The sequence below is a fragment of the Olsenella intestinalis genome, from assembly GCF_023276655.1.
In the GTDB taxonomy this organism is placed as follows: Bacteria; Actinomycetota; Coriobacteriia; order Coriobacteriales; family Atopobiaceae; genus Olsenella_J; species Olsenella_J intestinalis.
This window is the reverse complement of record NZ_JALGRK010000001.1, coordinates 609,401-628,866: the sequence shown is the minus strand read 5'-3', so window position 1 is coordinate 628,866 and position 19,466 is coordinate 609,401. Positions and strand designations below refer to the sequence as shown.

Genomic DNA, 19,466 nt, shown 5'->3' with positions numbered 1-19,466 from the left:
AATGGAGCCCGCGACCAGACTTGAACTGGTGGCCTCTTCGTTACCAACGAAGTGCTCTACCGACTGAGCTACACGGGCGAATGGTGGGGATGCTTGGACTCGAACCAAGGAACCCAGAGGGAGCGGATTTACAGTCCGCCGCAGTTGCCGCTGTGCCACATCCCCATTCCGTTTTCAAGCTGCTCTGGAAGGGGCGTCCCTTCCAAGCGGAGGAAATATTACGTCGTGGGAAACTCATTGTCAACGTATACCACGCAACCGGGCGTATCCCCCTCATATTTCCTGCACAATGGCAGGTCAGAGGCTTGTTTGAGAGACCCTCTTCCTCACAGGTCTAACAAAAAGCGCCAAATCCCGTAAAAAAGATTTGGCGCGTTGAGTCCTGGAGCCAGCTACCGGACTCGAACCGATGACAGCCTGTTTACAAGACAGGGGCTCTACCAACTGAGCTAAGCTGGCGCGCATTGCATGATAGCGTCTTGGCGCGCACGGCGCCAGTGGGCGCGTGGGCGGGCAGGCCGCAGGGCCTATCCCCTACCGAGCAGCTTGTCGAGCTTGGCGCGGGTCTCGGGATCGAGCCTGCGCTCGAGCGTGAGGCGGCTCTTGCCCTGGTCGCGCACGACGGCCTCCATGTCGTCGTCGAGCTCCTCCACGTCCGAGACGAGCGCGTCGCTCGAGATGCGCTTCACGGGGATGCCGCCGACGGTGGCCCTGATCGTGTTGTCGGAGGTCACGACCGTGACGTCGCGCAGGGCGCGGCGCGACTCGCTCACGATGCGCTCGATGACGGTGTCGGCAGACTCCCCCGTCTCCGAGAAGATGCACTTGACGCCCGCCTTCGAGAGGTTGGGGCGCTCGGGAGAGACGTTGCCGGCCGCGTCGAACACCACGACGGCGCGATAGCGCCCCTGGGCGTATGCCGCGACGTCGGAGATGAGCAGGTCGCGGGCGCGCACGAAGGGGTCGTGCGCATCGCTCTCGTCCATGAGCGAGGTATAGCGGGGTGTCTTGTAGATGACGTTGTAGCCGTCGACCACAAGAAGCTCGAGGTCACTCTTCGCCACGATCTCCCCTAGCCCTCGTGCGCCTGCGACTCGTGCGTGCGGCGGAGCCACTCGTAGCACATGACCGTCGTGGCCTGCGCGACGTTGAGCGACTCGACGCGGCCGCGCTGCGGCAGCTTGCACTCGAAGTCGCACTTCTCGCGCACCAGGCGCGAGATGCCCGACCCCTCGGAGCCCATGACCAGGCAGAGGCGCCCTCCCATGGGGGCCTCCCAGACGTCCTGCGTCGCGTGCTCGGTCGAGCCGGCGACCCAGAAGCCCGCCTCCTTGATCTGGTCGATCGCGCCGGCGAGGTTGGAGACCTGCGCGATGGGCAGATGCAGCACCGCGCCGGCGGAGGTCTTGTAGGCGCCGACGCCGACCTTGGCGGCGCGGGCCTTGGCGATCACGACGCCCGCGGCGCCGACGACCTCGGCCGAGCGCACGATGGCGCCGAAGTTGCCCTCGTCGGTCACGTGGTCAAGCAACACGATGAGCGCGTCGCCTTCGCCCGCGGCGCGAATCACGTCCGCGAGGTCGGCATACGGGAAGTCGCTCGCCTGCACGACGACGCCCTGGTGGGCGCCGTGCGAGCTCATCTGGTCGAGGCGCGCCTTGGGCACGCGCTCGACGGCGACGCCCGCGGCCTCGAGCCTCGACGCGATGCGCGCGAGGTCCTGCCCGTCGCGCGAGTCGCCGGAAAGCGACACGTACGCGCGCTTGAGGGGCACGCCGCACTCGAGCGCCTCAACGACGGCGCGACGCCCCTCGATCAGGTCGCTGCGAGAAGAGCCTGCGCCTGCGCGGGAGCCGCCGCGGGGACCACGGGGCCCCTTGCCGGCACCCTTGCCGGTCGGGCGCCCGGACGCGCCCTTCCCGAAGTCACGCCCCTTGCCTGCGCCCTTGCCGGCGCCCTTCGCGCCGGAGGGGCGGCCGGAGCCTGCGCGGGACGCGCCCGCGCGCGGGGCCTTGCCCTGTCTGCCCGAGCGAGCCACGCTAGTCTCCCATGCGCAGACGCGCGCCCGCGGCCGTGTCCTCGAGCACGAGGCCCAGGGCGCAGATGCCGTCACGGATGGCGTCGGCGCGAGCCCAGTCCTTCTCGGCGCGTGCCTTCTGGCGCGCCTCGATGAGGGCGTCGGCCGCCTGCTGGACGTCGTCGCCCGCAAAGCCCGCCTGCTCGCGCGCAAGGTCGACCAGGCCGGCGGGCAGCTCGTCGGCCGAGCCGGCGGCGAGGTCGATGCCGAGCACGTTGGCCAGCTCGACGATCATGTCGGCGGCGCGCAGCGTCGGCGCGGTCGCGATCGTGCCCGCGGCCTCGGAGAGGTACTTGTTGGCGCTCGTCACGAGCGAGAAGATCGCCGCGAGGCCGCCGGAGGTGTTGAAGTCGTCGTCCATCTGCGCGACGAACTCGTCGCGGGCCGCCTCGATGGCCGCGCCGAACGCGCGGTCGCACTCGGTCAGCTCGCCGTCCTGCGGGGCGACCTTGGCGGCCCAGCGCAGGTTCTCGACGCAGGTGGACAGGCGCTCGAGCGTGCCCACGGCGCCCTCGAGCTGGTCGGTCTGGAAGTCGAGCGCCGAGCGGTAGTGCGTCTGGAGCATGAGCAGGCGCACGGCGTCGGCGGGGTACTTGTCGAGGATCTCCTTGAGCGTGAAGAAGTTGCCGAGCGACTTGGACATCTTCTCGCCGTTGACGCGGAGCATCCCCGTGTGCATCCAGGTGTGCGCGAGCGGCGCGTCCCAGGCGCACATGGCCTGGGCGGTCTCGTTCTCGTGGTGCGGGAAGATGAGGTCCTGGCCGCCGCCATGGATGTCGATGGGCGTGCCCAGGTGGCGGTGGATCATCGCGCAGCACTCGGTGTGCCAGCCGGGGCGGCCATCGCCCCAGGGGCTCGGCCAGCTGGGCTCGCCGGGCTTGGCGGCCTTCCACAGCGCGAAGTCGAAGGGGTCGCGCTTCTCGTCGACCACCTCGACGCGCTCGCCGGCACGCAGCTGGTCGAGGTCGCGCCCGGACAGGACGCCGTAGCTCTTGTCGGCGCGGACCGAGAAGTACACGTCGCCGTTGGCGGCGGGGTATGCGTAGCCGCGCTCGATCAGGCGGGAGATCATGTCCTGCATGGTCTCGATCTCGCGCGTGGCGCGCGGGCGGATGTCGGGGTCGAGGATGCCGAAGCGGTGCATCTGCTCGATGAAGGCGTCGGAGAACTCCTCCGCGACCTCGGCGGCGGTGCGGCCCTCCTCGTTGGCGCGGTTGATGATCTTGTCGTCGACGTCGGTCAGGTTCTGCGCGAACGTCACCTGGTAGCCCTTGTAGGTGAGGTAGCGGCGGATCACGTCGAACGAGAGGAAGGTGCGCGCGTTGCCGATGTGGATCTGGTCGTAGACGGTGGGCCCGCACACGTACATGCGGATCTTGCCCTCCTCTATCGGGCGCAGCTCTTCCTTCTTGTGGGTCTGGCTGTTGTAGACAAGCATCGTCTCTCCTTGCATGCAGGCGGGCGACGGGCGGCCCCGGGCTCGCGCTGCCTAAACGTAGTTAGCGATTGTAACGCTTCGCAGGTGCGTCCCCTAAATCGCCGCAGGCGTCGTCGAGCAGGACGACGGCCCAGGCGCAGATGCCCTCCTTGCGGCCGACGAACCCGAGGCGCTCGGTGGTGGTCGCCTTCACGCCCACGCAGCTCACGGGCAGGCCCATGGCGCAGGCCAGGTTGGCGCGCATCTGCTCGCGATGGGGCGCGAGCTTGGGCGCCTGCGCAGCCACGGTGCAGTCGCAGTCGAGGACGCGCGCTCCTCTCTGCCGCACGACGTCCATGACGCGGGCGAGAAGAGCGAGCGAATCCGCCCCCTCAAACGCCGGGTCGTCATCGGGGAAGAGCTGGCCGATGTCACCCTCGCGCAGGGCGCCGAGGATGGCGTCCATGAGAGCGTGCGTCAGCACGTCGGCGTCGGAGTGGCCCAGGAGGCCGCGCTCGGCCGGGATGTCGACGCCGCCCAGGATGAGGCGGCGGCCCTCCGCGAAGGCGTGCACGTCGAAGCCATGGCCAATGCGCATCACAGCGAATCGCCCCCCTGCGCGAAGTCGGTGCCGCAGCCCTCCTCGATCAGGCGGTGCTCCATGAGGGCGCGCGCGACGGCGAGGTCCTCGGGCATGGTGACCTTGATGTTGTCGCGCGGCGACTCGACGCAGACCACGCGGCCGCCCGTGCGCTCGATGAGCGAGGCGTCGTCGGTGGCGACCACGGCGTCGCGGCTCGCGAGCGCGTGCGCACGGACGATGTCGAGGGTCCTGAAGACCTGCGGGGTCTGCGCCGACCAGTAGAAGCCGCGCTCGGGGGTCGCCACGATGGTGGAGTCCTCCACGAGCTTGATGGTGTCGGTCATGCGGGCCGCGCAGATGGCGCCGACCACGGTCTCGTCGCCGCGGACGCGCGCGACGGCGGCCTCCACGGTCTCGGAGGTGACGAGCGGGCGGGCCGCGTCGTGGATCGCGACGATCGGGTACTCGCGGGGCACGGCCGCGAGGCCGGAGCGCACCGAGTCCTGACGCGTGGCGCCGGCGTGCGCGATCGTCACCTCGCAGGTCAGGCTGATGCTGCCGAGCACGTCACGGCGCATCTCCTCCTCACGCTCGGGCGAGCACACCACCACGATGTGCCCGACCGACGGCGCGCGGTCGATCGCGAGGATCGCCCAGCTCGCGATCGGCAGACCGCAGAGGTCGACGTACTGCTTGCCCTTGGGGTCGCCGAAGCGCAGGCCGAGGCCTCCCGCCACGACGACGGCGCAGGTGTCCGCCACGCGCGCGGACTCCGCGACCGCCTCGGGCCGCGCAAGCGTTCCTGACTCGGCCCCGCTCATGCGCGCTTGCCCCACATGCGGTAGAGGCTGTCGGCCAGGATGGACGGGTTGTCGACGCCCACGCGGTCGAGGCGCGACGGGTTCTGCTCGATGTCGTCGAGCAGCTTCTGCAGGGAGCCGTACTCGTCGACGATCTTGTCGGCCATGCCCTCGCGCACGACGGAGACGTTCGAGAGGGTGCGCAGGCCGAGCGGGCGCATGATCGTGTCCTCGTTGCGGTCCTCGAAGCCGAGAAGAGCACCCACGCGCTTGGAGCTGCGCAGCTTCTCGTTGGCCGTCTCGTGCAGCGCCTCGCGGATGGCGCGCGCGTTCTCCTCGCTGGAGTCGCGGGCGTAGTCGCGGATGAGCAGCGTGTAGACGTCGGACATGCCGCCGATGAACTCCTCGCGCTGCATGGCGATGGTCTTGCCCTCGCGACCGAGCTCGAGGATGAGGTCGGCGAGCGAGTCGGCGACGGTCATCAGGACCTCGAAGAGGTAGATGGTGTCGGTGATGTCGGAGAGGGTGACGTAGTTGTCGAGCTCGAGGGTCGTGAGGCGCAGCAGCGAGCGGTCGAGCTGGGCGCGCGTGCTCTGCAGCGAGACGAGCAGCTGATTGACCGACGCCATGACCTCGGCGACCGAGCGAAGCTGGTGGCCCTTGCCGTCGATGTAGACGGTGACGACCTGGCGGCGCTCCGACACCGAGATGACCATGGCGCGCGTGAGCAGGCTCATGCGGGCCGCGGTGCGATGGCGCATGCCGGTCTCGGAGGTCGGCAGCGACGGGTCGGGGTTCAGGTGGTAATTCGCGCGCAGGATCTGGGTGAGGCTCTTGTCGACGACGATGGCGCCGTCCATCTTGGAGAGCTCGAAGAGGCGGTTCGCGGTGAACGAGATGTCGAGGCGGAAGCCATCGTCACCGGTCGCGAGCACCGCGTTGGTGTCGCCGATGCAGATGAGCGCGCCCATGCGCCCCGCGATGATCATGTCGAGGGCATGGCGAAGCGAGGTGCCCGGGGCCGTCTGCCTGATGGCGGCCCGCATGCGCTCCCGCGTGTCTGGCGCAACGTTCTCCGCGTCGATGCGATCCATCACTCACCTCCGTATTGAAGCTGGCCCGCAATGCGGGCCAGCGTGACATTCCCCTACAGTATATGACGGCTCCGGTCGCACATTGGCGCCGGGCGCACTAGTCCGCAGAACTTGCGCTGTCACCCGACGAGGTGCGCGTGGGGCGGCTGGGCTCGCTCGACCAGCGCTCGCGGGCGCGCGGGAGCTCCATATGGACGCGCTCCTCCAGGGCCGGGATCTCGCCCTCACCCTTGGAGAACACGATCTTCTCGCCGTCGGAATCGACGGAGATGATGGAGCCGGCGCCCCACTTGCCCATGAGGAGCTCCTCTGAGAGCGGGTCCTCGATGAGCGTCTGGATCGCGCGGCGCAGCGGGCGGGCGCCGAAGATGGGGTCGGTGCCCTCCTTCGCGATGAAGTCGCGGGCGGCATCGGTCAAATCGATCGACATGCCCTGCGCGATGAGGCGGTTGCGAAGCTCGCGCACCATGAGGTCGACGATGCCGCGCAGCTGCTCGGACGTGAGCGACTTGAAGACGACGATCTCGTCGACGCGGTTGAGGAACTCCGGGCGGAAGAGCTTCTTGAGCTCGCTCTCGACGCGGCTGCGGATCTCCTTGTCGGAGAGGCCACCATTGCCCTGGGAGCTGAAGCCCATGGGCGCCGTCTGTGCGATCTCGCGCGCGCCGATGTTCGACGTCATGATGATGACCGTGTTGGAGAAGTCGACCACGCGACCCTGGCCGTCGCTCAGGCGACCCTCGTCGAGGATCTGCAAAAGCACGTTGAACACGTCGGGGTGGGCCTTCTCGATCTCGTCGAACAGAACCACCGAGTACGGACGACGGCGCACGGCCTTGGTCAGCTCGCCACCCTCGTCGTAGCCGACGTACCCGGGAGGCGCACCGATGAGCTTGGAGACGGTGTGCTTCTCCATGAACTCGGACATGTCGAAGGAGATGAGCGCGTCCTCGCTGCCGAAGAGGAACTCGGCGAGCGACTTGGCGAGCTCGGTCTTGCCCACGCCCGAGGGGCCCAGGAAGATGAACGAGCCGCCGGGACGGCGCGGGTCCTTGAGCGGGGAGCGGCTGCGGCGGATGGCCTTGGCCACCTTGGTGACGGCCTCGTCCTGCCCGACGACTCGCTGGTGGAGCGCGTCCTCGCAGCGCAGGAGCTTGGACGCCTCGGCCTCGGTAAGGTTGGAGACGGGCACGCCCGTGATGTCGGAGACGACGTCGGCGATGTTGGACTCGTCGACGACGACGTAGTTGGCGTCCTGCTTCTCACGCCACGCCTTCTCGAGCTCGTCGCGCTTGGCCGCGAGCTCCTTCTCGCGGTCGCGCAGGCGCGCGGCCTCCTCGAACTCCTGGGCGTCGGCTGCCTTGGTCTTCTCGTCGGAGATGCGACGCAGCTCCTCGTCGACCTGGGCGAGCTCGGGCGGAAGGCTCATCTTGTGGACGCGGGTGCGCGCACCGGCCTCGTCGATCACGTCGATCGCCTTGTCGGGCAGGAAGCGGTCCTGCACGTAGCGGTTCGAGAGCGTGACCGAGGCGGCGAGGGCCTCCTCGGTGTAGCGCACGTGGTGGTGCGCCTCGTAGGCGGCCTGCAGGCCGTGGAGGATCTCGAGGGTGTCCTCGGGGGTGGGCTCGCCGATGTAGACCGGCTGGAAGCGCCTCTCGAGGGCGGAGTCCTTCTCGATGTGCTTGCGGTACTCCTCGGCGGTGGTGGCGCCGATGACCTGGATCTCGCCGCGGGACAGCGGCGGCTTGAGGATCGAGGCGGCGTCGATGGAGCCCTCGGCGGAGCCGGCGCCGATGATGGTGTGGATCTCGTCGATGAACAGGATGATGTCCTCGTCGTCCATCACCTCGGCGATGACCTTCTTCATGCGCTCCTCGAACTCGCCGCGATACTTCGAGCCGGCGACGAGCGAGGCGATGTCGAGGGTCCAGAGCTGCTTGGAGCGCAGGATGTCGGGGACGTTGCCGCCGGCGACGAGCTGCGCGAGCCCCTCGACGATGGCCGTCTTGCCCACGCCCGGGTCGCCGAGGATGAGCGGGTTGTTCTTCTGGCGGCGCGCGAGCACCTGCATCACGCGCTCGACCTCGCGGTCGCGCCCGATGACGGGGTCGAGCTTGCCGTCGGCGGCGAGCTTGGTGAGGTTGCGGCCGAACTGCTCGAGCATCGAGCCCTCGCCGGGGCCGGACGACTGGCCGGGCATGCCGGCGCCCATGAACTGCGGGCCGAAGCCCACGTCGGAGCCGACGTGCGAGGTGTCGTTGGTGCCGTCCTTCTCGAGGAGCTCGTCCACGGCGTTGCGGACCGCGTCGCCGGAGACGCCCATGCGGCCGAGCGCCGTCATCGCGCGGCCGTCGCCCTCGGCGACGACGCCGAGCAGCAGGTGCTCGGTCGCGATGTAGGACTGGCCGCGGGCCATCATCTCGCGGTAGGCGTCCTCGAGCACGCGCTTGGCGCGCGGCGTGTACGGGATGTGCCCGCCCGAGGGAGGCTCCGCCTCATCGGTGGAGATCTCCTTGATGGTGGCGATCACCTCGTCGTAGGTGACGTCGAGCTTGGAGAGCGCCTGGGCGGCGACGCCCTCGCCCTCCTTGATGAGCGCGAGCAGGAGGTGCTCGGTGCCCACGTACATCTTGCCCTGGGCGCGCGCCTCCTCCGTCGCGAGGCTCATGACCTTGCGGGCTTTGTCGGTGAACTTCTCGAACATGGCCCATCCTTCCCAAATCACTGGCCGCCGCCAGGGGCGGCCCTCGGTTGCACTCCAATTGTGTACCCCACTCGGGTCAATTGAAACAAGGACGGGAAAGATTGCGCCGAGAGGTGGAGGAACCGTGCACCCCCGGGCGCTCGGCGGCCGAGAAGAGCAGACCCCGACGCAGCGAGTGCGCCGGGGCCCGAGGTCGGTACGTGCTTGTGGGGCGCTAGCCCAGGACCTTCTCGTAGAGGTCGATGAACTCGTTCGCGAGGATGCGGAAGGTCTCGGCCTGCATGAGCTGGTCCTCGGAGTGGACCAGCAGAAGCGGCACGTTGGTGCTCCCCACGCCGGCGGCGTCCTGCTGCAGGAGCGACAGGTGCACGCCGTGTCCCTCGACGAAGATCTTGTCGCCCTCCTCGATGCTGGCGCGGGCCTCATCGAACTTGCCGGCCTTGGCCTGGCCGATGGCCTCGATGAACAGGGACTTTGCGGTGCCGACGGAGGCGATGATCTGGAAGCACGCCTCCTCCATCGCACCCATGCCCTCCTCGGGCTGCGGCTGCTCGCTCTTCTCGGTCATGCGACTCACCTCCCCGCTAGGCCTCGAGGGCCGCGACGGCCTCGGCGATGATGCCCTTGGCGTTCATGCGGCCGTAGTCGGACATCGGGATGACGAGGACGGGCTTGCCGTCGGCGAACTGCTCGGCCTCGGCCTTCGCGTAGGAGATCTGGGGCCCCAGCATGAGGATGTCGAAGTCGGCGACCGACTCGAGCGCCTTGTTGAGCGGCTTGGCCTCGATGGTGGCGTCGAGGCCCTGGGCCTCGGCCTCCTGGCGCATCTTCTGGACAAGCAGGCTGGTGGACATGCCGGCGTTGCAGGCGAGCAGAATGTTCATTTCGGGTCCTTTCGCAAGAGTTCGAAGTCGTGCGGTCGTGGCGGACGGGGGCGCGCCCGGCCCGAAGGCCGGGCGCGTGAGGAGGTTAGGCAGCCTTGACGGAGCCCTTGGAGGTCTTGTCGAGGGTGTGGACGTCAGCGGCCTTGGAGCCCTTCTCGCCGAGCTCCATCTGCTTCCTGGCAGCGCGCTCGGAGACCTTGATGAAGGGCAGGTAGATGGCCATGGCGCCCGCGATCTCGATGACCTGCCAGACGCCCGCGCGCCAGTCGCCGGCGGTGGCGAGCAGGGCGCTCAGCACGGGAGGCGTGGTCCAGGGCACCTGGACGACGCAGGGGGCGATGAGGCCGGCGCAGGTGAGGCCGTAGGTCGCGGCGATCAGAAGGTCGGGGACGAGGACGAACGGGATCATGAGGGGCAGGTTGAAGACGACGGGATAGCCGTAGATGACCGGCTCGTTGATGTTGAAGAGGCCCGGCAGGATGGCGAGCTTGGCGACCTCCTTGGAGGACTTGCTCTTGGAGAAGAGGAAGGTGTCGAGCAGGAGCGCGAGCGTGCAGCCGGAGCCTCCGATGAGGGCGAAGGAGTTGATGATCTGCATGTTCATGTAGTGGTCCTGCGGGACGGGCTGACCGGAGGCGAAGGTCGCCATGTTGTCGATGATCAGCATGGTGAGGATCGGCTCGGCGAGGACGCCCGAGATCGTGGACTGGTGGATGCCGAGGCAAAACAGGAGGTTCGCGAAGGTGTAGATCACGATGACGGCCCAGGGGCCCGCGTTCATGAGGCCCTTGAGCGGCGCGGCGATGCCCGTCGCGATGAGGGTCAGAAGGTCGGTACCGAGAGCCGCGAGGACGGCGGCGCCGAGGCCGAAGACGGCGAGCGTGAGCAGCATCGGGATCATGACGTTGAAGGAGTCGGCGACCGCGGGAGGCACGCCCTCGCCGAGGTTGACCTTCAGCTTGTCGAGGCTCGACAGCTTGATGAAGAGCGTGGCGGCGAGCAGGGCGATGATGATCGCGCCGAACAGGCCGTTGGCGCCCGTGTTGGTCGCGGCGAAGGCGCCCGTCGCGTCGACGCCGGTCAGGGCATAGCCGTCCGGCATGTTGAGGGAGCCCGCAAAGGAGTCGACCGCGTAGCTCACGGTCGCCGCGGTCTTGTCGGAGGCGCTCGTCGCATAGACGGCGTTGCCGACGGTCGCGACGATGGTCTGCGGCATCATGATGACGAACGCGGAGATGCCGACGACGACGCAGGCGATGGCGTTCTCGAAGCGCTTGTTGACGGCGAAGCAATAGCCGAGCACGCCGGCCAGGATGATTGCCGCGAAGTTGAGGGTGCCGAGGCTGATCGCCGCACCCCAGACCTGCGCGGAAGTGAGCGCGTCACCGGTGAGCACCATGGGCATGACCACCTGGCTCACCAGCACCGCGAGGCCCGCAAGAATGTAGAGCGGCATGATGGTCGCGAACGCATCACGCAGGGTCCTCAGATGAATCTGGTTTCCGATCCTTGCCGAGACCTCGGCGAACCTGTCCAGGAACGCCTGTCCCTTACTTCCCTCTGCCATGCTTGTTCTCCTTTCGTGAGTATTTTAGGCAGACTCAGAAACAAAACCCTCGGAATGAGGGGCAATCTCATGGGTCGTCGCGACCTCGCGAAGCCACGAGGCGGACTTCTTGAGGTGGCGGCTGTAGTTGTCGGAGAGGTTCACCTCGACGAACCCGTAGCGGTTCTTGAAGGCGTTATTCCAGGACCAGTTGTCGATGACGGCCCAGTAGTGGTAGCCGCGGCACTTTGCGCCGTCCTCGATCGCCTTGGCGATCCACTGCAGGTGCTGGCCGACGAAGTCGATCCGGTAGTCGTCCTGAATGGCGCCGGACGCGTCCTTGGAGGAGTCCTCCCCCTCGATGCCGATGCCGTTCTCGGACACGTACCACTCGAGGTCCGGGTAGTCGCGCTTCATGGTCATCGCGAAGTCGTAGATTCCCTTGGGGTAGATCTCCCAGCCGCGCGACTCGTTCATCACGGCGTCGGGCCAGACGTACTCGCTCGCGAAGACGGGGTTGCCGTACTCGTCCGTGTCGGAGGACGGCGCCTGGACGCGCGCCGGGTGGTAGTAGTTGAACCCAAGCCAGTCGACGCGGCCCTGGGCGAGGATCTGCTCGTCGCCCGGGCGGACGGGGACGTCGACGCCGCGCTCGGCAAGCGTCGCCATGACGTCCTGCGGGAGCGTCCCCTTGGTCACGAGGTCGAGCCACCAGCGGTTGTCGATGCCGTCGGTCATGCGGACGGCCTCGAGGTCGGCCTCGCTGGGATTCTCGCGGGTGTAGGGCGGCGTGAAGCAGTTGATGAGGCCGATCTTGGCGTCAGGGCGAACCGTGCCCGCGGCCTGGAGGTCGCGAAACGCCGCCACGCCGAGGCAGTGCGCCAGGGAGATGCCGTACTGCACGCGCCTGGCCTCGGCGAAGTCGTGGTGGAAGGGATACCAGGCACCGAAGGTGTAGCGGTTCTGGGGCTCCACGACCGGCTCGTTGAACGTGAACCAGTACTTGATTTCGCCGCCGAACTCCTCGAGGGCCGCGCGGGCGTAGTTGCCATAGGCCTCGACGACCTCGCGGCTGTCCCAGCCGCCGCGACGGAAGAGGTAGGTCGGCATGTCGAAGTGGTACAGGCACACGAAGGTCTCAAGGCCGGCCTTCTTGGCGTCCGCGAAGAGCTCGTGGTAGTAGGCCGCACCCTCGGGGTTGACACGCCCGTCAGCGTCCATGAGGCGCGACCACTGGATCGAGGTGCGCCACGAGGTCAGGCCGAGGTCGCGAAGGATGGCGAAGTCCTCGTTGTGACGGTCGGTGAAGTCGTTGCCCGCATACGACCCCACCCGGTTGTGGAAGTCCTCGATCCTCTCGTTGGACCAGGTATCCCACAGATTGTCGACCTTTCCGAAGCGACGCCAGGCACCCTCGGTCTGAGGGCCCGACATGGCGGCACCAAAGAAAAAGTCTGTGGGAAGCTTGCTCATCTGCAACGCGATCTCCTCTCGATCCTCTCGGCAGCATCTTTGTTCGAATCAATATTAGACATGTCTTTTCTCGTAATGGTTCATGTCCAAAAGATACTTTAAGAATTCTTTGTTTAGAGTCAAGGGATATTTTCTATTTCTCGCCAAGCGTGATTGCACATAGGCCAAAAGGGGGTTATTGATACAATGAGCCAGATAGAAGGGTGTCTCATGCTCAAATACGAATCCGTCGCAGACGACATCAGGGAGAAGATCGTTGGAGGGACCTACGCCCCCAACGACCAGCTGCCCACGACGCCTGAGCTCTGCGACGAGTACCAAGTCAGCAAAATCACCGTGAAGAAGGCCATGGACGAGCTCGTCGCACAGGGCCTCATCGCGCGCAGGCGCGGATCGGGCACCTACGTGAAGCGAACGACCGTCGCCGAGGCGAAGTCGCCCGCGGGCTGGGACATGTCCTCCCAGATGGCCGGCTTCTGCGCGGAGCACCAGGGGCATGAGGTCACGTCAGTGGTTCATGACTTCTCAGTCGTGCGCCCAGAGGCCGGGGTCGCGGAGATGCTCGGCATGGACAGCGACGAGTTCGCCTACCACATCGTCAGGACGCGACTCGTCGACGGCGTCCCCCATGTCGTCGAGTACACCTACATGCCCATCAAGCTCGTTCCCGACCTTCGCGAGAGAAACGTCGAGACCTCCATCTATGGCTACCTGGAGGGCGAGCTCGGCCTCAAGATCGGGAGCGCACACCGCGTCATCAAGGCGGTCCTGCCGACCGACGACGAGGCCACGTGGCTGGGCGTCGACCCGTCGCAGCCGCTGCTCGAGGTGAAGCAGGTCGGCTTCCTCGACGACGGGGTCCCCTTCGAGTGGTCCGTGGCGCGCCACGCCAACGACTACGAGTTCTGCTCCATCTCGACTCACAACTAGGCAGGGCGCCCCGGCGCCGGGGCGCCAACCGACACCACGTCTCCCGTTAGGCCTCATCCGATCTCGACTGTGCCTCGGACACCTTGATGAATGGCAGGTAGATGGCCATGGCGATTGCTATCTCAATGACCTGCCAGACAGCCGCGCGCCAGTCGCCGGCGGTGGCGAGAAGCCCGCTCAGCACGGGAGGCGTGGTCCAGTGGACCTGGACCACGCATGGCGCGATGACGCCGGCGCAGGTGAGCCCATAGGTCGCGGCGATCAGAAGGTCGGGCACGATGACGAACGGAATCATGAGCGGCAGGTTGAAGACGACGGGGTAGCCGTAGATGACGGGCTCGTTGATGTTGAAGGCGCCGGGCAGTATGGAGAGCACGGCAATCTCCCGTGACGACTTGCTCTTTGAGAACAGGAACGTGTCGAGCAGGAGCGCGAGCGTGCAGCCGGAGCCTCCGATGAGGGCGAACGTGTTGATGATCTGCATGTTCATGTAGTGGTCCTGCGGGATGGGCTGCGCCGAGGCGAAGGTCGCCATGTTGTCGATGATCAGCATGGTGAGGATCGGCTCGGCAAGCACGCCCGAGATCGTGGCCTGGTGGATGCCGAGGCAGAACAGGAGGTTCGCCAAGGTGTAGATCACGATGACGGCCCAGGGGCCGGCGTTCATGAGGTCCTTGAGCGGCGCCGTGATAAGGGCGGAGATCAGGGTCAGGAGGTCTGTGCCGAAGGCCGCGAGGACGGCAGCGGCAAGGCCAAAGGTCGCAAGCGAAAGCAGCATCGGGAACATGACGTTGAAGGAGTCGGCGACCGCGGGAGGAACGCCCTCGCCGAGGTCGACCTTCAGCCTCTCGAAACTCGACAGCTTGATGAAGAGGCTGACCGCAAGCAGGGCGACGACAATCGCCCCGAACAGTCCGTTGGCGCCCGTGTGCGTGACGTCGAAGGCGCCGGTCGCGTCGACGCCGGTCAGGGCGTAGCCCGACGGGGCGCCAAGCGAGCCGGAGAGCGACTCGATGGGGTAGCTCAACGCCGCTGCGGTCTTGTCGGTCGCGCTCGTGGCATACACGGCGTTGCCGACGGTGGCGACGATGGTCTGCGGCATCATGACGACGAACGCGGAGATGCCGACGATGACGCAGGCGATCGCGTTGTCGAACCTCTTGTTGGCCGCAAGGCAGTATCCCAGGACGCCTGCCAGAATGACGGCCGTGAAGTTGAGCGTGCCGAGGGTAATGGCGCTGCCCCAGACCTGAGCCGTCGTGAGCGCGTCACCCGACAGCACGAGCGGCATGACCACCTGGCTGACGAGGACGGCAAGTCCCGCCAGGATGTAGAGCGGCGTGATGGTCGCGAACGCGTCTCGCAGCGTCCTCATGTGAATCTGGTTGCCCACCTTCGCCGAGACCTCGGCGAACCTGTCGAGGAACCTCTTGCCCTTGCCAGTCTCCGCCATGCCGACCTCCCTCCGTTGCATTGTATGCCCCACAGATCCCCTGGCGCGGCGCCCGGAGGGCTGCTGGTCGGATGTCCAGGCCTTGCGGTCCGAATGGGGCCCGCACGCATCGTCCACCGAAAACCAAAGGGGTGAGGGAAGCCGCGCTCCCCTCACCCCTCGCAGGTCCAATCGATGTCGCCAGACGCGCTACTCGCCGTCGGCCTCGTCCTTGACGTAGATGTCGCCGACCGGCGCGATGGCCTTCATGGCCTCGAGGACCGAGCCCATCATCTCGTCGAGCTCGAGCCCATTGAGCTCAGCGCCCTTGCGGATGTAGTCGCGGTCGCAGCCCGCGGCGAAGCGCTTATCCTTGAACTTCTTCTTGAGCGACTTGAGCGGCATGTCGCAGACGCTGCCGGAGGGGCGCATGCGGGCGGCGGCCTGGATCAGGCCGGAGAGCTCGTCGCACGCCCAGAGCACCTTCTCCATCTTGAGCGTGGGCTCGGGCAGCTCCTGGTTGAGGTCGCTGTTGTGCGTCTGGATCGACTTGGCGAGCTCGGGGTTGGCGCCGGCCTCCGCGAGGATCTCGGCGGTCTTCACGGTGTGCAGCGAATCGTCCTGCCACTTCTCCCAGTCAAGGTCGTGCAGTAGGCCGACGATGCCCCAGAACTCGACGTTCTCGGGGTCGTGCTTCTCGGCGAAGTGGCGCATGAGGCCCTCGAGGGTCTCGGCGTGGCTCACGTGGAAGGGGTCCTCGTTGTACTTAACGAGAAGGGCATGGGCCTCGTCTCGCGAGATCCCCGCCTCAAGGCGCGTGTCGCGGGTTGCACCCGCAAGCGCGCTCGCGCCGGTCTCGGCGTCCGAGAAGAGCGTGTCGAGGTCGGCCGCGGCGTTGTCGGTCTTGGCGCCGGCAACCTGGGCGGCGATGTCGGCCTTGGTGACGGTCTCGGGCTTCATCTGCGGGAAGAGCAGCACGTCGCGAATGGCGGGCTGGTCGCAGAAGAGCATCACCATGCGGTCGATGCCGTAGCCCACGCCGCCCGCGGGAGGCATGCCGTACTCGAGGGCGCGCACGTAGTCGTAGTCGTAGCCCATGGCCTCGTCGTCGCCGAAGTCCTTGGCCGCGACCTGCTCGGCGAAGCGGCCGGCCTGGTCGACGGGGTCGTTCAGCTCGGAGAACGCGTTGGCGTACTCGTGGCCGCAGATGACGAGCTCGAAGCGGTCGGTCAGGCGCGGGTCGTCGTCCTTGCGCTTCGAGAGCGGGCTGACCTCCTCGGGGTAGTCGCAGACGAAGGTCGGGTTGACCAGCGTGGCCTCACCCAGCTCGTCGTAGATCTCGAACAGGAGCTTGCCGGCGCCCCAGCTCTCCTCCCACTCGATGTCGTGGGCCTCGCAGAGCTCGCGCAGGTGCTCGATGGGCGTGTCCATGTCGATGTGCTCGCCCACGACCTCAGAGGCGACCTCGGACAGCGGCACCGAGCGCCAGGTGCCGCTCATGTCGACCTCCTGGCCCTGGTAGGTGATGACCTCGCGGCCCTCCTCGCAGCCGCAGGCCTCGCGGGCGATCATCTTGAAGAGGCCCTCGGTGAGCTCCTTCATGCCGTCGAGGTCGGAGTAGGCGCAGTAGGCCTCCATCGAGGTGAACTCGGGGTTGTGCGTGAGGTCCATGCCCTCGTTGCGGAACTGGCGGCCGATCTCGAAGACGCGCTCCATGCCGCCGACCATCAGGCGCTTGAGCGGAAGCTCCGTGGCGATGCGCAGGAAGAAGTCGCGGTCGAGCGCGTTGAAGTGCGTGACGAACGGCTTCGCGTTGGCGCCGCCCAGGATGGCGTGCATCATCGGCGTCTCGACCTCGATGTAGCCGTCCGACTCCATGTAGCGGCGGATCAGCGACACGATCTGGCTGCGCTTGCGGAAGACGTCGCGCACCTCGGGGTTCATGATGAGGTCGAGGTAGCGCTGGCGATAGCGCACCTCGCGGTCGGTCAGGCCGTGGAACTTCTCGGGCAGCGGGCGCACCGACTTCGACAGCAGGCTCACCGTGCGGGGCGCGAGCGAGAGCTGGCCGCGCTTCGTGCGCACGACGGGACCCTCCGCCTGGATGATGTCGCCGAGGTCAAGCTGGCCGAGAAGAGCCCAGCTGTCCTCCTCCATGTCGTTCACGCGGCAGAAGAGCTGGAGCTGGCCCGTGACGTCCTCGAGCTGGATGAAGACGAGCTTTCCCTGCTTGCGCAGGGCGCGAACGCGACCGGCGAGCGAGTAGACGTCCTCGGTGTCCTCGCCGTCGGCGAGCCCGGCGTAGCGCTCGTCGATCTCGGCGGCGTGCGCGGTCACCTTGCTCTTGACGGGATAGGGGTTGACGCCCGCGTCGATCAGCGACTGGCGCTTGGCGCGACGCACCTCACGCTCATCGTTGATGTTGACTTCCGATGCCTTGGGCTGGTCGGCCATCGCTCCTCCTTCTTGTGGCTGGGCCGCTCGCGCGGCGGATGCTTGTTTGAAAAGTCACGGGGCTAATCATAGCCCCGCAAACGCAAAAGCGCCCTGTGCCCACGGAAAGACCGTGGACGCAGGGCGCCGCATTGCGAAATCAGGGCAACTAGCGGCTGATGTTGGTGATCTTGTAGGAGCGCTTCTTGCCCATGGGGGTCATGTACTCGACCTTGTCGCCCACCACGTGGCCGATGAGGGCGGAGCCCAGCGGCGACTCGTTGGAGATGCGGTGGTTGATCGAGTCGGTCTCGGTCGTGCCGACGATCGTGAAGGACGTCTTGCCCTTCTTGTCCTCGACCTCGACGGTGGTGCCGATCGAGACGGAGATGTGGGCGTCGTCGGAAGCCTCGACGACCTTGGCGGTCGCGAGGATCTGGCGGATCTCGTTCACGCGAGACTCGTTCTGCGACTGCTCCTCCTTGGCGGCATCATACTCGGCGTTCTCCGAGAGGTCGCCAAAGCCGCGGGCCTCCTTGATGCGCTCGACGATCTCGTCGTGCTTCTCGCCCTCGCGGTACTCGAGCTCCTCGACGAGCTTCTGACGGCCCTCGGGAGTGAGGATGATTTCCTTGTTAGCCATAAGATGCGCTTTCTCTTGGTGGTGAAACGTGGTCGGCTCGGTGCCGAGAAGAGCTACTCGGCGAGCTTGGCGCCGCACTTGGTGCAGAAGTCGGCGTCGGCCTCGTTCTTGGCGCCGCACTTGCTGCAGAAGACGGCCGGGGCCTCGTCGGCGTCGGCGTCAGCGTCGTCCTCGTCGGCGACGGTCTCGACGTCCTCGGCCTCGGCCTCGGGCTCCTTGACGTCCTTCGCCTCGTCGCCCTCCATGCCCTCGCGGACGTTCTTGACGGTCTTGCCAAGGGAGCTGCCGAGCTTCGGGAGGTTCTTCGGCCCGAAGATGAGCAGAACGATGACGAGGATGATGACGATCTCGAGGGGTCCAAGGCCAAGAATCATTGTGAAAGCCTCCAACTGCAAGTCGGTTACTAAGTCTGGTTAGTCCATAACGCCCTATCTTGGACGATGCGGCAACGGTAGTATAGCCGAGACGCCCGATAACTCACAATCTCTACGACCAGCGCCTCGCGCCGCAGCCGCCGGGCCGCCCGACAAAGGACCATCCGCATGCCCACAGCCCTCATCGTCCTCATCGCCATCGCCCTCACGGTCGACCTCTGCCTCCTCGTGGTCGTCCTCGTGCTCCGTGCGCGCGGCGTCATCATCTACCCCAGGACCAAGTTCGGCCCCGCCCTCGTCTTCGACTCGACGGACGACGACGGCACCCCCATCCGCCTGCTGAACGTCAACGGCAAGTTCCAGTCCGTCTGCTACGTCGAGCCCGCGCGCCGCTGGGACCTCGCCTGCATCTACCACCAGTACTTCGCGCAGATCGTCGACATCCAGCGCGACCTCTTCGACGCCGAGGACCCCGCCAAAGACGCCGCCGAGAAGAACACGCCCTCCCCCGCCGCCGCGCGCCAGGCGCTCGTCATCGGCGGTGGCGGCTACTCGTTCCCCAAGTGGCTCGCCGCGAACGCAGCGGATGTCTCGACCACCGTCGTCGAGATCGACCCCAAGGTCACCAAGATCGCGCGCGAGCGCTTCTTCCTCGACGAGGCCCTCGAGCGCTTCGGCGGCCGCCTCGACCTTGCCTGCGACGACGGTTGGGGCTTCCTCGCCTCGAGCGAGAAGCGCTTCGACGTCATCGTGAACGACGCCTTCGGCGGAAAGCGCCCGCTCGGCCCCCTCAAGACCGACGAGGGCGCGGCCGCCGTGGCGGCGCACCTCACCGAGCGCGGCGTCTACCTCGCCAACGTGATCAGCCCCCTCGAGGGGCCGGACACCCAGGTGCTCGACGAGTCCGTGGCAGCCTGCAAGTCGGCCTTCGCCCACGTCTACCTCATCCCGGAGTGCCCGGAGGAGCCCACCACCACGGGCGACAACGTGCTCGTCGCCAGCAACGCGAAACTCGACATCGCGGCAGAGTACGCGCTCGACTAGCCGGCGGGGAGGACGGACGCGCCGCGGGGTGG

17 protein-coding genes and 3 tRNA genes are annotated in these 19,466 nt (G+C 66.8%); 2 read left to right on the top strand and 18 right to left on the bottom strand.

The genetic code is table 11. The features are described 5' to 3' along the window. Nucleotides 1-2: 2 nt before the first annotated feature. The 14 genes from M5D76_RS02470 to M5D76_RS02405 all read right to left on the bottom strand — a co-directional run bounded on the left by M5D76_RS02470 (nt 3) and on the right by M5D76_RS02405 (nt 12,578). Nucleotides 3-78, bottom strand: a tRNA-Thr gene (locus M5D76_RS02470). A 3-nt stretch (nt 79-81) separates the two neighbouring features. Continuing rightward, a tRNA-Tyr gene (locus M5D76_RS02465) sits at nt 82-165 on the bottom strand. A gap of 218 nt (nt 166-383) precedes the next feature. Beyond that, nucleotides 384-459, bottom strand: a tRNA-Thr gene (locus M5D76_RS02460). 68 nt (nt 460-527) lie between these two features. Continuing rightward, nucleotides 528-1,064 (bottom strand): NYN domain-containing protein, encoded by a 537-nt coding sequence (locus M5D76_RS02455; RefSeq protein ID WP_346348394.1) that lies wholly within the window; start codon nt 1,062-1,064, stop codon nt 528-530. 8 nt (nt 1,065-1,072) lie between these two features. Then, nucleotides 1,073-2,038 (bottom strand): 23S rRNA (guanosine(2251)-2'-O)-methyltransferase RlmB, encoded by a 966-nt coding sequence (gene rlmB / locus M5D76_RS02450; protein WP_248921801.1) that lies wholly within the window; start codon nt 2,036-2,038, stop codon nt 1,073-1,075. A 1-nt stretch (nt 2,039) separates the two neighbouring features. Further along, entirely contained in the window at nt 2,040-3,515 is a 1,476-nt protein-coding gene (gene cysS, locus M5D76_RS02445) for a cysteine--tRNA ligase (RefSeq protein WP_248921800.1), read from the bottom strand. Between the two features lie 61 nt (nt 3,516-3,576). Then, nucleotides 3,577-4,095, bottom strand: coding sequence for a 2-C-methyl-D-erythritol 2,4-cyclodiphosphate synthase (ispF, locus tag M5D76_RS02440; RefSeq protein WP_248921799.1), 519 nt, complete (start codon nt 4,093-4,095; stop codon nt 3,577-3,579). Beyond that, nucleotides 4,092-4,898, bottom strand: a complete 807-nt coding sequence (gene ispD, locus M5D76_RS02435; protein WP_248921798.1) for a 2-C-methyl-D-erythritol 4-phosphate cytidylyltransferase — start codon at nt 4,896-4,898, stop codon at nt 4,092-4,094. The genes ispF and ispD overlap by 4 nt, the downstream gene beginning before the upstream one ends. Further along, on the bottom strand, nt 4,895-5,971 hold the full coding sequence (gene disA / locus M5D76_RS02430; protein WP_248921797.1) for a DNA integrity scanning diadenylate cyclase DisA: 1,077 nt from the start codon (nt 5,969-5,971) through the stop codon (nt 4,895-4,897). The genes ispD and disA overlap by 4 nt, the downstream gene beginning before the upstream one ends. 97 nt (nt 5,972-6,068) lie before the next feature. Further along, nucleotides 6,069-8,675 (bottom strand): ATP-dependent Clp protease ATP-binding subunit, encoded by a 2,607-nt coding sequence (locus tag M5D76_RS02425; RefSeq protein WP_248921796.1) that lies wholly within the window; start codon nt 8,673-8,675, stop codon nt 6,069-6,071. A gap of 214 nt (nt 8,676-8,889) precedes the next feature. Continuing rightward, nucleotides 8,890-9,243 (bottom strand): PTS sugar transporter subunit IIA, encoded by a 354-nt coding sequence (locus M5D76_RS02420; protein WP_248921795.1) that lies wholly within the window; start codon nt 9,241-9,243, stop codon nt 8,890-8,892. 16 nt (nt 9,244-9,259) lie between these two features. Then, nucleotides 9,260-9,559, bottom strand: a complete 300-nt coding sequence (locus M5D76_RS02415) for a PTS sugar transporter subunit IIB (protein WP_248921794.1) — start codon at nt 9,557-9,559, stop codon at nt 9,260-9,262. Between the two features lie 85 nt (nt 9,560-9,644). Then, on the bottom strand, nt 9,645-11,126 hold the full coding sequence (locus M5D76_RS02410) for a PTS sugar transporter subunit IIC (RefSeq protein WP_248921793.1): 1,482 nt from the start codon (nt 11,124-11,126) through the stop codon (nt 9,645-9,647). Nucleotides 11,127-11,150: 24 nt separating this feature from the next. Further along, on the bottom strand, nt 11,151-12,578 hold the full coding sequence (locus M5D76_RS02405; protein WP_248921792.1) for a glycoside hydrolase family 1 protein: 1,428 nt from the start codon (nt 12,576-12,578) through the stop codon (nt 11,151-11,153). 210 nt (nt 12,579-12,788) lie between these two features. Here M5D76_RS02405 and M5D76_RS02400 point away from each other — a divergent pair, with 210 nt between their 5' ends. Further along, nucleotides 12,789-13,508: a GntR family transcriptional regulator gene (locus M5D76_RS02400; RefSeq protein WP_248921791.1), complete on the top strand. Its 720-nt coding sequence runs from the start codon at nt 12,789-12,791 to the stop codon at nt 13,506-13,508. 46 nt (nt 13,509-13,554) lie between these two features. Here M5D76_RS02400 and M5D76_RS02395 read toward each other — a convergent pair whose 3' ends face one another. The 4 genes from M5D76_RS02395 to tatA all read right to left on the bottom strand — a co-directional run bounded on the left by M5D76_RS02395 (nt 13,555) and on the right by tatA (nt 18,390). Further along, nucleotides 13,555-14,961, bottom strand: a complete 1,407-nt coding sequence (locus M5D76_RS02395) for a PTS sugar transporter subunit IIC (protein ID WP_248921790.1) — start codon at nt 14,959-14,961, stop codon at nt 13,555-13,557. A gap of 189 nt (nt 14,962-15,150) precedes the next feature. Beyond that, on the bottom strand, nt 15,151-17,394 hold the full coding sequence (gene lysS / locus M5D76_RS02390; protein WP_248921789.1) for a lysine--tRNA ligase: 2,244 nt from the start codon (nt 17,392-17,394) through the stop codon (nt 15,151-15,153). Nucleotides 17,395-17,542: 148 nt separating this feature from the next. Further along, nucleotides 17,543-18,016, bottom strand: a complete 474-nt coding sequence (gene greA, locus M5D76_RS02385; protein ID WP_248921788.1) for a transcription elongation factor GreA — start codon at nt 18,014-18,016, stop codon at nt 17,543-17,545. Nucleotides 18,017-18,069: 53 nt separating this feature from the next. Beyond that, a complete protein-coding gene (gene tatA / locus M5D76_RS02380; RefSeq protein WP_248921787.1) occupies nt 18,070-18,390 on the bottom strand; it encodes a twin-arginine translocase TatA/TatE family subunit in 321 nt (106 codons plus the stop codon). Nucleotides 18,391-18,558: 168 nt separating this feature from the next. On the opposite strand from tatA, the gene M5D76_RS02375 reads away from it, so the two are divergent. After that, complete coding sequence (locus tag M5D76_RS02375) at nt 18,559-19,434, top strand: spermidine synthase (RefSeq protein ID WP_248921786.1); 876 nt, start codon at nt 18,559-18,561, stop codon at nt 19,432-19,434. Nucleotides 19,435-19,466 lie beyond the last annotated feature (32 nt).